Genomic DNA, 14022 nt, shown 5'->3' with positions numbered 1-14022 from the left:
AGCATGCGCAAGGCATTGATTGTATGGGGCGGCTGGCCGGGACACGATCCGGATTTGTGCGCCTCGATGATCCGCGGCTGGCTGAAGGCGGAAGGCTTCGAAGTCCAGATCGAGACGACGACCGAGGCATTCGGCGATCCCGGGATTCATGATCTCTCGCTGATCATCCCGATCTACACCATGTCGAAGATCGAGAAGGCGGACGCTCTCAATCTCTGCGCCGCGGTGCGAAGCGGCGTCGGGCTCGCCGGTCATCATGGCGGCATGTGCGACGCGTTCCGTGACTCCGTCGACTACCAGTTCATGTGCGGCGGGCAATGGGTCGCGCATCCCGGCAACATCATCGACTACAAGGTCGACGTGACCAAGCCTGATGATCCCATCATGAAGGGCCTGAAGAGCTTCGAGCATCGTTCCGAGCAGTATTACATGCATGTCGACCCCGCGATTGAGGTGCTGGCGACGACGACGTTTACCGGCGAGCACGCATCCTGGATCGATGGCGTGGTGATGCCGGTGGTCTGGAAGAAGCAATATGGCGTGGGCAGGGTGTTCTATTCCTCGCTCGGTCATCGCGCCTACGAGCTCGACGTGCCGGAGATCCGGACGTTGATGACCCGCGGCATGCTGTGGGCGGCGCGCGAATGACTGAAGGCGCGACCCAGCCCATGGTTCGCGCCACGCTCGAGGATGTCGCGCGCGCCGCGGGGGTTTCGCTCGCCACCGTCGATCGCGTCGTCAACCGGCGGGAGGGCGTGCGCGCCAAGACCGTCGCGCGTGTCGAGGCGGCGGTGGCAAAACTCGGCTATCGTGCCGACGTCGCTGCTGCGCGCCTCGCCCGCGGACAGTCGTTTCGTTTCGCCTTCGTGCTGCCGACCGGCAGCAACAGCTTCATGACCAATTTGTCCGAGCAGGTCCAGCGCGCCGCCGACTGGCTTGCCGGCCAGCGCGGCTTCATCGACATCCTCCACGTCGACGTGTTCGATCCTGATGTCCTCGCCGGCGCGCTGGATGATTTGTCGCCGGTCTATCAGGGGGTCGCCGTGGTCGCACTCGACCATCCGAAGGTACGCGACGCGATCGACGAACTCACCGCGCGCGGGGTCGCCGTAGTGACCCTCGTGTCGGACGCGCCGAGCTCGCGCCGTCTGCACTATGTCGGCATCGACAATCCGGCCGCAGGCCGAACCGCGGCAACGCTGATGGGGCGCTTTCTTGCCGCCCGCGAGGGCAAGGTTGCCGTCATCGCGGGATCGTTGTCGCTGCGCGATCACACCGAGCGGCAGTTCGGCTTCCACCAGATATTGACGAGCGAGTATCCAAACCTCGCGACATTGCCGGTCATCGAGGGCCGCGATGACAGCGCGCGCACGCGCGAGCTCACCGCCGCGCTGCTGAAACGCCATACCGACCTGCGCGGCATCTACTGCTGCGGCGCCGGCAATCGCGGCATTGCCGAGGCACTCGAGGCGTCCGGCCGCGCGCGTGACGTGGTCTGGATCACCCATGAGCTGACCCAGCATACGCGGCGCTTCCTGGTGCGCGGCACGCTCGATGCGATCATCAACCAGGATCCCGGCCACGAGGCGCGCTCCGCCGCGCGGGTGCTGCTGGCGCATTGCATGGAAGAGCCGATCAGCCCCGATCAGGAGCGCATCCGGATCGACATCTTCCTTCGCGACAATCTGCCGTAACGGCCTGATGGTGTCGGGGAAGTGCGCGGGGCTGTTCAGGCCGGCACACGCGCAACGCACCAAGAGCTCCATCTTCCCAGATAGTTAGAGGCGCAATGTGCGCCCTGCCGGGCCTGTCCCGCGCCGACGATTGACAGCCAATTATTACATGTCTAAAAATATGCAAATTCATATAATTCACGAGACGCCTGAATGGACGCTCATCCGCTCAAGCTCAAGGTCAGGTCGTATGTCGCGGAGACGCCGTTCGTACGGAGCCTTGTGTTTGGCGTGGAGGACGGCGTGGTGCCGCGTTGGCAGGCCGGCGCACATCTGCGCGTGGCGCTTCCTGATGGAGGGGACCGGCCGTACTCGCTGATGGCGTTGCCGGGTCTGGCCGAGGATGCGCTGGCGCTCGGTGTGCTGCGCGAGGAGGCTTCGACCGGCGGCTCGCAATTCATGCACGCGCTGAAGGTTGGCGATGTCGTGAAGGCGAGCGCGCCGGTCAACAATTTTCACCTGCACGAGGGCAGCGCGCCGGCGCTGTTGTTTGCCGGCGGCATCGGCATCACGCCTGTCCTGTCGATGGCCGCGGAGCTCGCGGCGCGAGGGAGCCCGTATCGCCTGCACTATGCGGGTCGCACCCAAGGACTGCTGGCGTTCCTGCCGCAATTGCAGGAGATCTGCGCCAAGGGCCTGTCCGTCCACTACGACAGCGACGAGTCTCGCCTCGACATTGCAGCAGCGCTCGCCGATGCCGCCGCAGACGCCCACGTCTACGCCTGCGGGCCCTCAGGCATGATCGATGCCGTGAAGGTCGCCGCGCTTGCCGCCGGCGTGTCGGCTGGCCGCATTCATTATGAACTCTTCAAAGCCGAGCAGCCGTCATCGCCCGATCGGCCGTTCGAGGTCGAGCTGAAATCGACCGGGCGGGTCATCGGCGTTGCCGCCGGCCAGACCATCATCCAGGCGCTGCAAGCGGCCGGGCTCGACGTCCTCTACGACTGCCAGCGTGGCGATTGCGGCATCTGCCAATGCGGGGTGATCGAAGGGGTGCCTGATCATCGCGACGTCATCCTCAGTGACGACGAGAAGGCGTCCAACAAGGTCATGCAGATCTGCGTGTCACGCGCCAAGTCGGAACGTCTGGTGCTGGATCTCTAGGGGGAGGCGAAGGACGCCATGAACAAATACGGAGGCAATGCCGGGGCGATTGCGGCGCTGGTGCGCGAGGCCGAGGTGCACCGCGACGTCTATGTCGATCCCGAGATTTTCGAGCTCGAGATGGAGCATCTGTTCCCGAACAGCTGGATCTATGTCGGGCATGCGAGCCAGCTGGCAAAGCCAGGCGACTTCATCACCGCCAATATCGGCCGGCAGCCCGTCATGGCCAGCCGCCACACCGACGGCTCCATCCACGTCTTCTACAACCGCTGCCCGCACAAGGGCGTGAAGATTGCCTCGGAACCCTGCGGCAACACCGGAAAGTTCTTCCGCTGCCCCTATCACGCCTGGTCGTTCAAGACCGACGGCTCGCTGCTCGCGATCCCCTTGAAGAAGGGCTATGAGGGCACCGGCTTCGGCGACACCCAGGCGAATGAGGGGCTGTCGAAGGTCAGGAACGTCGTCATCTACCGCGATTTCATCTTCGCCCGCCTCAGCGATTCAGGCGTGTCCTTCGAGGATTATTTCGGCGAAAGCCTTTCGACCATCGACAACATGGTCGACCGCTCGCCGGAGGGGAAACTCGCAGTCCAGGCGACGCCGATCCGCTACATGCACACCTGCAATTGGAAGATGCTGGTCGAGAACCAGACCGACACCTGCCATCCCATGGTCGCGCATGAGAGCTCGGCCGGCACCGCCGTCAAGGTCTGGAAGCGCGAGCAGGGCGATGCCACGGAGACGCCGATGGCGGTGCAGCTCTACGGTCCCTTCATGAGCCCGTACGAGTTCTACGAGCAGAGCGGCATCAGGATCTGGCCGAACGGCCACGGCCACACCGGCGTCGCCAACTCGATCCATTCGAACTATCAGGATATCCCTGGATATCTCGACCAGATGGTCGCGGCCTATGGCGAGCAGCGGGCCCACGAGATCCTCGGCGAGGTCAGACACAACACGGTGTACTTCCCGAACATCATGGTGAAGGGCGCGGTGCAGATCCTGCGCAATTTCATCCCTGTAGCGGTCGACAAGACGCTGGTCGAAAGCTGGGTCTATCGCCTGGTTGGCGCGCCCGACAAGCTCTACGAGCGCGCCTTGATGTACAACCGCTTCATCAATGCGCCGACCTCGATCGTCGGGCACGACGATCTCGAAATGTACGAGCGGGCCCAGGAAGGGCTGAAGTCAAACGGCAATCAATGGGTCAATCTGCGGCGGCTCTACGACGGCCATGAAGAGCAGGACGTGACGGCCGTGATCAACGGCACGTCCGAACGGCAGATGCGAAACCAGTTCCACGCCTGGGCGAAATTCATGACCATGGACATGGACAAGCGCATCGAGGCGGCGGAATGATCAGCGAGAAGACCATCACGGACTTCATTTACGAAGAGGCCGAGCTGCTTGACACGATGCAGTGGCAGGCTTGGCTCGATCTGTTTCACCCGGAGGGGCGCTACTGGATGCCGCTGGAATGGCAGCAGCAGGACCCGGTGCTGCAGCCGTCCTTGATGTATGAGGACCTGCTGCTGTTGAAGGTCCGGGTCGAGCGGCTCGCCGGCGAGCGCACCTTCAGCCAGAAGCCGAAGAGCCGCTGCCATCATCTGCTCCAGTCGCCCCGGATCGTGGCGTGCGACCCGGCTGCCGGCGTGTTCAAGGCGCGGACGTCCTATATCTACACCGAGACGCGCGGCGATAATCTGGAGCGGTATTCGGGCTGGGCCTCGCATGATCTTGTCCGGGTCGGCGATGCCCTGAAGATCAAGCTCAAGCGCGTCGATCTCGTCAATTTCGACGCGCCGTTCGGCAATATCCAGCTTTTCATGTGAGACTGCTTTGACTACTGCGACCACAGTCTACGACCGCTTTCGCGAGACCGCTCTCCGCCGGGGCGAGGCGGGTTTCCTCAACGTGCTGCCGGAAACCGCCGGGATCTACGGCATCGCCGCCGGAGAGATCACCTACCGCGCCATGCTGGATCGGGTCGAACGCTGGCGCGCGGCGTTCGCAGAGCGCGGATACGGCGAGGGCCACCGGGTCGGATCGCTGCTCCAGAACAGGCCCGTCTTCGTCGAGCTGTGGTTCGCGCTCAACGCGCTCGGCGTCTCCGTGGTGCCGATCAATCCGGATTTGCGACTCAGCGAGCTCGAATACATCATCGCGCATTCTGAGATGAATGCGGCCTTTGTCCTTGCCGATCGGCGCGAGGAAGTCGAGACGGCGGCGCGTCGGGCCGACCGGCCGATCCCGGTCGTGACGGACGAGAGCGACGTTCCCGCGCCCTTCGGCGGCGTGCGGCCGGCGACGGCCGGAACCGAGGCGAGCGAATGCGCGCTGCTCTATACCTCGGGGACGACGGGGCAGCCCAAGGGCTGCGTGCTCACCAACAGCTATTTCCTGCATTCCGGCAACTGGTATCGCGATGTCGGCGGGCTGATCGATCTCAAGGGCGACGGCGAGCGCATGATCACGCCGCTGCCGCTGTTCCACATGAATGCGATGGCGGTATCGCTGATGGCGATGCTGTCGGTCGGCGGCTGCCTGACCATGCTTGATCGCTTCCATCCGCGCAGCTGGTGGGCGTCGGTGCGCGACAGCCGCGCGACCTGCCTGCACTATCTCGGCGTGATGCCCTCGATGCTGATGAGCGCACCGCCTTCGGCGCAAGATCGCGCGCACAGCGTTCGCTTCGGCTTCGGCGCGGGTGTCGACAAGCTGCTCCATGCACCGTTCGAGGCGCGCTTCGGTTTTCCGCTGCTCGAGGCCTGGGCGATGACAGAAACGGGCAGCGGCGGCGTCATCGCCGCCAATGTCGAGCCGCGCAAGGTCGGCACGTCTTGTTTCGGCCGCCCGGCCACCGAGGTCGAGGTGCGTATTGTTGATGATGCCGGCAATGACGCCCCCAGCGACACGCCCGGCGAGCTGCTGGTGCGGCGCGCCGGCGCGGACCCGCGATACGGCTTCTTCCGCGAGTATCTCAAGAACGAGGCCGCCACCGCCGAGGCGTGGGCCGGTGGCTGGCTGCACACCGGCGATATCGTCTCGCGCGATGCCGATGGCGACCTGCATTTCGTCGACCGCAAGAAGAACGTGATCCGTCGCTCCGGCGAGAACATCGCCGCGGTCGAGGTCGAATCCGTCCTCAACCGCCATCCTGCGATCCGGCAGGCCGCGGTTGCGGCGACGCCCGATCAGGTGCGCGGCGACGAGGTCGCGGCCGTGATCATCGCCGAACAAGCTGGCGCCGACCGCGCGCTGGCCGAAGGCATCGTGCGCTGGAGCCTGGAGCAGATGGCATATTACAAGGCGCCGGGCTGGATCGCTTTCGTCGACAGCCTGCCGCTGACGGCAACCGAGAAGATCCAGCGCGGCGGCCTGAAAGACTTCGTCATCAAGCTGATGCATGACGGCGCGTTCTTCGACCTGCGCGACCTCAAGAAGCGGCAAGTCTGATCGAGGAGTCTGATCATGGTCGAGATCCGCACCACACTCATCACCGGCGGCAATTCGGGGATCGGCGAGGCACTGGCGAAGAAGCTCGTCGCGCGCGGGGAGCGCGTGGTCTCGGTCGGGCTGGAGAAGCCGAGCTGGACGCACGAACTGCTCGCAGCCTATTGCGCCGATCTCTCCAACCTTGAGGAGACACGCGCCATCTCGCAGGAGATTTGCCGCGACCATGCCATCGATCGCCTCGTGCACAATGCCGGCGTGATCCTGCCGAACCTGCTGCCCGATGCCAGGCCGGAAGACATCCTGATGTTGGCGCAGCTGCATCTGGGCGCCCCGATGCTGCTGACCCAGGCGGCGCTGGAGGGGATGCTCGCGCGTCGCTTCGGGCGTATCGTGTTCGTCTCGTCGCGTGCCGCGATGGGGGCGGCGACGCGATCGGCCTATTCGGCCACCAAGGCCGGCGTGCACGGCATGGCGCGGACCTGGGCGCTGGAGCTCGCCGCGAGCGGCATCACCGTGAACGTCGTCGCGCCCGGGCCGATCCTGACCGACAATTTTTGGGGCATCATCCCGAAAGGCTCCGAGCAGCAGGAGCGGATGGCGCGCAACGTCCCGGTCGGCCGGCTCGGCTCGCGCGAGGATGTCGCGCACGCGATCTCGTTCTTCCTCGACGAGCGCTCGGACTTCGTCACCGGCCAGGTGCTCTATGTCTGCGGCGGCACCAGCCTCGTCGGCCTTGGCCCCTAAATCTGGTTCTGCCTGATATTCTCGACCATCTTGGCCAGCACGCGCGCGCAGACCTCGATGTCGTCAGGGTCGATGCCTTCGATCAGTCTGTCGTAATTGTTCGCCATGATCGGCCAGATCTTGCGCAGCAGCGCCTCTCCGTCAGGCGTCAGCCCGACGACGCGGCGGCGCTGGTCCTCCTCGGCGATCTCGCGCTTGACGAGGCCCGATGACACCATGGACTCGACCATGCGGCTTGCCGTCGACTGCTCGGTCACCGCGAGCACGGCGACCTCGTTGACTGTCAGGGTCTTGTAGATGAACAGCACCGACAGTGTCCGGAACACGACATTGTTGATGCCGTGCTCGCTGAGGTCGCGGTTCTGATCGAGGTTCCAGCGATTGGCGAGCCGGTTGAACAGATACGGTATGTAGGTTTGCAACTGGTCCCGCGTCCGCGGCGGACCCGATTTCCATCTGCTCTTGGATTCTCTGGCCATTATCTCTTGCGACTTTGCTTCTTGCTCTCGGTATGATCATTTGAGGACAGCGATTTCAGCACGGACAGCGCGCTGTCCAGATCCCGGGCCGGGACGTTCTCGAACCGTTTGGCGAGATGTTTCTTGTGGATTTCGGCCGCCTTCCTGAAAAGTGCTTCGCCCTTCGGCGTCAGGCGGACGATGAAGGACCGCCGGTCCTCGCTCGACATCTCCCGGCTGATGAGATCGTCGGCGAGCAGGCGCTGCACTAGGCCGGAGACATTGCCGCCGGTGACCTTCAGGTTTTGCGACAATTGGCCGAGCGCGAGACCATCCCTGTAACGATCGAGCTGGGCCAGCACGTCGAATTTTGCCAGCGACAGGCCGAACTCGGAGTTCAGCATCGAATTGAGCGAGGCGAACAGCTCGCCATGCAACGACAGCAATTGCAGCCAGAGCCGGGTTTCGATCTGCCCGGGCACGGGAACAACGTTCTCTTTGAGTGCTGCCGGCATCGCCCGGTCCGTTTGAATCATGCGAAAGTCTTGATGGTCTGGATTACGCCGTCGAGTGCCGTGCCAGCGCTGTCCTTCAGCGCGGCCTCGCGCAATCGGCGCGCCCAGTCGGCGGCATCCTCGCGGCGTTCGACCAGCTTGATCGCAGCGAGCGTCCTGTCGAATTTCGACAAGCCGCGGCTGTGGGTATCGGAATAGCCTTTGACGAGGCGGCGGCATTGCAGGATTTCGACGCCGAGCTGGTAATTGTTGGCGACAGCGTCGGTCGCGGCCTTGAGCCAGGCATCCCGGTGCGCCGTCTCGACGGCGTGACGGAGCGAGCGGCGGCGCAAGCCGCGCATCCCGCCGACGACATAGAGCGCCAGGAACCAGGGCAGCGAATAGGTCTTCACTCGGCGCCCTTTGTTGACACGCCGATCGAGCCAGCCGAGCAGGCGCGGTCGCGCGCCAAGCCAGCGGCTGACGCCCACGGGCAGCATGCCCATCACTTCCTCCATGCGCGGATGCATGAATTCCGTGGTCTGCAGCACCTGTCCGTCCGACATCTCGAGCTCGTTCTCGATGCGCGTGCGGCGACCGGCGCGGGTCTTGAGGTCGGCGACGCGGATCACGTCGTCATAGCTCATGGCGTTGGCGAGGTACTTTGCCGCGACCTCCGTGAAGGCATAGGCGTGCGCGCCGCCGCCAGCGCTTCGGTCGGCCGCGTGCAGGACCTTGAGGATATCGAGATATTCGCCGCCATAGGCGACGTCCTGGAAGTCGACAACCTTGCGCAAGCCCGCGCGCGCCATGGCAAGCGCAGGCGCGGGCAGTTCCTGGTTCAATCTTGCGATCAGTGCGCCGAGCTGCGGATCTGAGATTGCGGACGAGGGGATCTTGCTGACCGGTTTCGCTTGCGTCGGGGCTGCAACCTCGGCCGGACCGGATTTGACCCGCGCGAAGGCAGCCTCGAACGTCTCGACGCTGGCCTTGGCGCCTTTGCCGCCGGCGCGAATCACGTCGAGATAGCTGTCGCGGCTGAACGGCAGCACACCGGCCGCGGCGAGCGCGCCGAACATCGCGGCCGAGATGACGCTGCCATGCGCGATCGCGAGCGCATTCAGATCGAAGATAATCTCGGTCTTCGCCGCAATGCCAATGGCGCCGGTGACGGCGCCGCTGTCGGCGATACCGTTGCCCGGCGCGATCTTCTCGCCAACCGCGAACGAGCGGTGATTGGACGCGATCAGCGTGGTACGGTCAGGCGTCACCAGGCCGCGCAGGATCGAGCGGCCGGCCTCCATGAACTCCGCCGCCATCACCACGTCGACATCGCCGGGCGTCGGCATCAGCGACAGGATCGGCTTGCGGCCGTCAAGCGGCGGCATCGCCTCGATGTAATAGATCGTGGCGCCGGTACGCTGGGCAACGCCGGGCACGGAGGTCGATTGCGCGACCCAGCCATGGTTCTCGGCGAGCTGCACGATCCAGTCTGTCAGCACGCCGCCGCCCTGGCCGCCCATCGCGACGATCGCGATCGAGATCGGCCGCTCGGTCGCTTCGCCTGAAGCGGGCAGGGCCAGCCGGACCGTCTCGTCCCTCATGCCAGTGCCTCGAGCGCCGGCCGGCGGCGGTCGCGCCGCCGCTGCAGCCAGCCGATCACGTTCATCGCGATCTTCGATTTGAACTTGTCCCAGCCGGTCGGATTATGAATGACGTCGGCGCGATAGAACGAGGGGCAGAGCACGGCAGCCTCCGAGACCTCGCCGCAATTGCCGCAACCGACGCAGGAATTGTCGATCGCCGCGACGGGATCGTCGCGCAGGGGATCGTCGAGCTGCTTCACCGACAGCGACGGGCAGCCGGAGAGGCGGATGCAGGCGTGGTCGCCGGTGCAGACATCCTCGTCGACGCCAAAGCGCTCCTTGACGATGCGCACGCCGTCCTTGATCGCCTTGTTGATCTGCGGCTTCACGCGGCGCTGCTTGTTCAGCATGCATTCGGAGGAGGCGACAACGACCTTGGGGCCTTCGTCCTTGGTCGTCAGCGCCTCCTTCAGAATGTCGCGCATCTTGGCGACGTCGTAGGTGCGGTCGAGCTGACGCACCCATTGCCCGCCGATGCCCTTCACCGCCTTGACGATCGAATTGTTGGTGTCGCGCCGCTTGTTGATCGCGCGCGAGGACAGGATGTCCTGACCGCCGGTCGCCGAGGTGTAGAAATTATCGACGATGACGAACACGCCGTCATGCTTGTTGAACACGGCATTGCCGATGCCGCTGGTCAATCCGTTGTGCCAGAAGCCGCCATCGCCCATCACCGCGATCGAGCGCTTGTCGGCCTTGACGTTGAAGGCCGAGGTCGAGGCCGGGCCGAGGCCGAAGCCCATCGTGGTTGCTCCGATGTTGAACGGCGGCAGGATCGAGAACAGATGGCAGCCGATGTCGGCGGAGACGTGGTGCTGGCCGAGCTCTTCCTCGACCAGCTTCATGGCGGCGAAGATCGGCCGTTCCGGGCAGCCGGTGCAGAGCCCGGGCGGGCGCGCCGGCACCACCTGCTTGAGCTTCTCGACCGCGGGGTGATTGAGCACGGGCGCGGCATCCGGCGCCGGCGGCCGGTTGCCGAGCAGCCGCGGCTCGGTCTTCTCCAGAAATTCCCTGACGCCGCCGAGCAGCACCTGCGCGGTGTAGTCGCCGCCCATCGGCAGCACGTCCTTGCCGTGAACGCGCGCCTGGATATCCCTGCGGCGCAGCACGGTGTTGATGGCCTGCTCCAGATATTCCGGCTGGCCCTCTTCGACGACGAGCACCGCGTCCTTGCCGGCGCAGAACTCCGCGACCTCCGTGTCGATCACGGGGTAGGTGACGTTCATGACGTAGAGCGCCACTTGCGTGTTGCCGTAGGCGTCTGACAGCCCAAGATATTGCAGCGCGCGGATGACATTGTTGTACATGCCGCCCTGCATGATGATGCCGACCTTGCCCTGCGTCGGTCCCATCCATTCATTCAGCTTGTTGTCGCGGATGAATCCAACAGCCGCTGGCATCCGCGTTTTGATCTTCTCCTGCTCGTGCTCATAGGCCGCCGGCGGCAGCACGATACGATTGACGTCGCGCCTGGGATTGTTCAGCGCGTCCTTGATGGTGTGCGCCGGTTTGCGGTTGTCCTTGCAGGCAAAGCTGCCGTGCATGTGACAGGCGCGCACGCGCACCTCGAGCATGACGGGCGTGTTGGAGAACTCGGAGAGCTCAAAGCCCTTCTCGATGAGATTGACGATGCATTCATGCTCGGGACGAGGATCGAGCAGCCACATCTGCGACTTCATCGCAAACGCATGCGTGCGCTCCTGCATGATGGAGGAGCCCTCGCCATAATCCTCGCCGACGATGATCATGGTGCCGCCGGTGACGCCGCCCGAGGCGAGATTGGCGAGCGCGTCGGAGGCGACGTTGGTGCCGACGGTGGATTTCCACGCCACCGCGCCGCGCAGGGGATACATCACCGAGGCCGACAGCATCGCCGCGGCGGCCGCTTCGTTGGCCGAGCTCTGGAACACGACGCCGAGATCGTCGAGCACGTCCTTGGCGTCGGCGAGCACGTCCATCAGATGCGAGATCGGCGAGCCCTGGTAGCCGCCGACATAGGCGACGCCGGATTGCAGCAGCGCCTTGGTGATGGCGAGGATGCCTTCGCCGCGGAAGGTGTCGCCGTCGCCGAGCCGGAGATCCTCGACTTCGCGAGCAAAGGAACGTTCAGCCATTGCACCCTCCAGAAATATGCGATAGCATACGTTTACATGTGAAGTAAGTCAACGCCGCGCCATGCTATCACGCCTGCGGATGGTCTCTTTCGGCAAGGCGGTCATGAGCGAGCCGACAGGGTAGGGCCGATGCTGAAGCTGCCTCGCTTTAGAGCCGCCGCCGTCCAGGCTTCACCAGTCTATCTCAACGCGAGCGCGACCGCCGACAAAGCCGCCTCACTGGTGCGTGAGGCCGCGGCCAACGGCGCGAAACTCGTCGCGTTCCCCGAAGTATTCGTGCCCGGTTACCCCTATTGGAACTGGATCACCGATCCCGTCACCGGCAGCGCGTGGTTCGAGAAGCTCGCAAAGGTCTCGGTGCTGGTGCCGGGCCCGGAGGTCGACGTCGTCAGGAAGGCCGCGCGCGATTGCAGTTGCTATGTTGTGCTCGGCGTGAACGAGCGCAGCCCGGTCTCGCTCGGCGCGATCTACAATACGCTTGTTTTCATCGGGCCGGATGGCGCACTGCTCGGCAAGCACCGCAAGCTGGTGCCGACCTGGGCAGAGAAGCTGACCTGGACCGGCGGTGACGGCTCGAGCCTGCGCGTCTATGATACCGAGATCGGGCGTCTGGGCGGCCTTGCCTGCGGCGAGAACACCAACACGCTCGCGCGCTTTGCGCTCTTGGGCCAGGGTGAACTCGTGCACGTCGCCAGCTACATCTCGCTTCCCGTCGCCCCGCCTGACTATGACATGGCGGAGGCGATCAAGCTGCGCGCGATCGCCCATTCCTTCGAAGGCAAGATCTTTACCGTCGTCTCCTGCTCGACCGTGTCGGAGGAGATCATCGCGGCGATGGAGACCATCGTCCCCGACGCGCGTGCGCGTTTGCAGCGCAAATCGAGCGCGTTCTCCGGCATCATCGGGCCCGATGGCCGTGTGGTCGGCACGTCGCTGATCGACGACGAAGGCATCGTCTATGCCGACATCGACCTCGAGCGCTGCATCCAGCCGAAGCAGATGCACGACATCGTCGGTCACTACAACCGGTTCGACGTGTTTGATTTGCGGGTCAACAGGCGTCCCCTGGCGCCGCTGGGCATCGCAGGCGAGGGCGACGCCGCGGAGCAGAGCTTTACGCCGATCCCGCTGAGATCGGAATAGACTTTGGAGGACAGCATGCGCGAGAACGTGATCGGTCGGGCCAATGTCGAGGATACGCCCGAGCTCAAGGCCTACTACAAGGATCTCGAAAAGTACGAGGCCGGCGCGCTCTGGACTGTCGCCAACAAGATCGAGCCGTGGGCGCCGCAATCTGCCTCAGTCCCCGTGCTCTGGCGCTACAAGGATCTGCGCGAGCATGTGCTGCGCTCGGTCGATCTGGTCTCGCCGGAGAAGGCCGGGCGGCGGGTGATCTATCTCAACAATCCTGGAAGGCGCGATGTGTCCGCCGCGGTCGGCTGGCTCTATTCGGGATTGCAGGTCATGCATCCCGGCGAGGTCGCCACGGCCCATGCCCACTCGGCCTCGGCGCTGCGCTTCATCATGGAAGGCGCGGGCGCCTACACCGTCGTCGACGGCCACAAGATGACGCTGGGCGCGCGAGATTTCGTGCTGACGCCGAACGGCACCTGGCACGAGCACGGCGTCGAGGGCAACGGCTCGGTGTGCATCTGGCAGGATGGCCTCGACATCCCGCTGGTCAATGCGCTGGAAGCCAATTTCTTCGTCGTGCATCCAAAGCTCCAGCAGGAGCCGTCAGGCTATCCCGTCGACGACATGACCAAGACCTGGGGCAATCCCGGTCTTCGTCCAGCCGGCTCGAAATGGGCGAAGGGCTATTCCCCCATGTTCAAATATGAGTGGGAGCCGACCTACGAGTCCTTGCAGAAATACGCCGCGGCGACGGACGGCTCGCCTTACGACGGCACGCTCATGAACTACGTCAATCCGATCACCGGCGGTCACGTCATGCAGACGATCGGCGCCAGCATGCAATTGCTGCGGCCCGGCGAAAAAACAAAATCGCACCGGCATACCGGCAGCTTTCTCTACCAGGTCGCCAAGGGGCGCGGCTATTCGATCATTGGCGGCAAGCGGCTCGAATGGGAGGAGCGCGACATCTTCTGCGTTCCCTCCTGGGCCTGGCACGAGCACGGCAATGCCTCCGCGAGCGAGGACGCCTGCCTGTTCTGCTTCAACGATCTGCCTGTTATCGAAGGCCTCGGGCTCTACCGGGAAGAGGCCTATGGCGACAACGGCGGCTATCAATCGGTCGCGGCCTGATATCTCTT

General features: G+C 64.3%; 13 protein-coding genes. 9 read left to right on the top strand and 4 right to left on the bottom strand.

Annotated features, from left to right (window positions below; translation table 11 throughout):
• The first annotated feature begins 3 nt into the window (after positions 1 to 3).
• The 7 genes from L6639_RS03740 to L6639_RS03710 all read left to right on the top strand — a co-directional run bounded on the left by L6639_RS03740 (position 4) and on the right by L6639_RS03710 (position 7037).
• Entirely contained in the window at positions 4 to 648 is a 645-nt protein-coding gene (locus L6639_RS03740; RefSeq protein WP_237859003.1) for a ThuA domain-containing protein, read from the top strand.
• Positions 645 to 1694: a LacI family DNA-binding transcriptional regulator gene (locus L6639_RS03735; RefSeq protein WP_237859001.1), complete on the top strand. Its 1050-nt coding sequence runs from the start codon at positions 645 to 647 to the stop codon at positions 1692 to 1694. Before L6639_RS03740 ends, L6639_RS03735 begins: the two co-directional genes overlap by 4 nt.
• 192 nt (positions 1695 to 1886) lie before the next feature.
• On the top strand, positions 1887 to 2837 hold the full coding sequence (locus L6639_RS03730; protein WP_237858999.1) for a PDR/VanB family oxidoreductase: 951 nt from the start codon (positions 1887 to 1889) through the stop codon (positions 2835 to 2837).
• 18 nt (positions 2838 to 2855) lie between these two features.
• The gene (locus L6639_RS03725) at positions 2856 to 4196 is read left to right on the top strand and encodes an aromatic ring-hydroxylating dioxygenase subunit alpha (protein WP_237858997.1); all 1341 of its coding nucleotides are present in this window, start codon (positions 2856 to 2858) and stop codon (positions 4194 to 4196) included.
• On the top strand, positions 4193 to 4669 hold the full coding sequence (locus tag L6639_RS03720) for an aromatic-ring-hydroxylating dioxygenase subunit beta (protein WP_237858995.1): 477 nt from the start codon (positions 4193 to 4195) through the stop codon (positions 4667 to 4669). The genes L6639_RS03725 and L6639_RS03720 overlap by 4 nt, the downstream gene beginning before the upstream one ends.
• Positions 4670 to 4676: 7 nt before the next feature.
• On the top strand, positions 4677 to 6293 hold the full coding sequence (locus tag L6639_RS03715) for an ATP-dependent acyl-CoA ligase (protein ID WP_237858993.1): 1617 nt from the start codon (positions 4677 to 4679) through the stop codon (positions 6291 to 6293).
• A gap of 15 nt (positions 6294 to 6308) precedes the next feature.
• Complete coding sequence (locus L6639_RS03710) at positions 6309 to 7037, top strand: SDR family NAD(P)-dependent oxidoreductase (protein ID WP_237858991.1); 729 nt, start codon at positions 6309 to 6311, stop codon at positions 7035 to 7037.
• Here L6639_RS03710 and L6639_RS03705 read toward each other — a convergent pair.
• The 4 genes from L6639_RS03705 to L6639_RS03690 are packed head-to-tail and all read right to left on the bottom strand — an operon-like array spanning position 7034 to position 11749.
• Positions 7034 to 7459 (bottom strand): MarR family winged helix-turn-helix transcriptional regulator, encoded by a 426-nt coding sequence (locus L6639_RS03705; protein ID WP_237858988.1) that lies wholly within the window; start codon positions 7457 to 7459, stop codon positions 7034 to 7036. The genes L6639_RS03710 and L6639_RS03705 overlap by 4 nt on opposite strands.
• A gap of 56 nt (positions 7460 to 7515) precedes the next feature.
• Entirely contained in the window at positions 7516 to 8010 is a 495-nt protein-coding gene (locus tag L6639_RS03700; RefSeq protein ID WP_237858987.1) for a MarR family winged helix-turn-helix transcriptional regulator, read from the bottom strand.
• A 17-nt stretch (positions 8011 to 8027) separates the two neighbouring features.
• Entirely contained in the window at positions 8028 to 9593 is a 1566-nt protein-coding gene (locus L6639_RS03695) for an indolepyruvate oxidoreductase subunit beta family protein (protein WP_237858985.1), read from the bottom strand.
• Positions 9590 to 11749, bottom strand: a complete 2160-nt coding sequence (locus L6639_RS03690; RefSeq protein ID WP_237858984.1) for a thiamine pyrophosphate-dependent enzyme — start codon at positions 11747 to 11749, stop codon at positions 9590 to 9592. The genes L6639_RS03695 and L6639_RS03690 overlap by 4 nt, the downstream gene beginning before the upstream one ends.
• Before the next feature lie 129 nt (positions 11750 to 11878).
• On the opposite strand from L6639_RS03690, the gene L6639_RS03685 reads away from it, so the two are divergent.
• Both L6639_RS03685 and L6639_RS03680 read left to right on the top strand, forming a co-directional pair.
• Positions 11879 to 12892 carry a carbon-nitrogen hydrolase family protein gene (locus L6639_RS03685; RefSeq protein ID WP_237858983.1) on the top strand — a complete coding sequence of 338 codons (1014 nt, stop codon included), beginning with the start codon at positions 11879 to 11881 and terminating at the stop codon, positions 12890 to 12892.
• Positions 12893 to 12907: 15 nt separating this feature from the next.
• Positions 12908 to 14014, top strand: a complete 1107-nt coding sequence (locus L6639_RS03680) for a cupin domain-containing protein (protein WP_237858982.1) — start codon at positions 12908 to 12910, stop codon at positions 14012 to 14014.
• Positions 14015 to 14022 lie beyond the last annotated feature (8 nt).

Source organism: Bradyrhizobium zhengyangense, from assembly GCF_022012555.1.
GTDB lineage: Bacteria > Pseudomonadota > Alphaproteobacteria > Rhizobiales > Xanthobacteraceae > Bradyrhizobium > Bradyrhizobium zhengyangense.
This window is presented reverse-complemented; position numbering and strand designations above follow the sequence as displayed.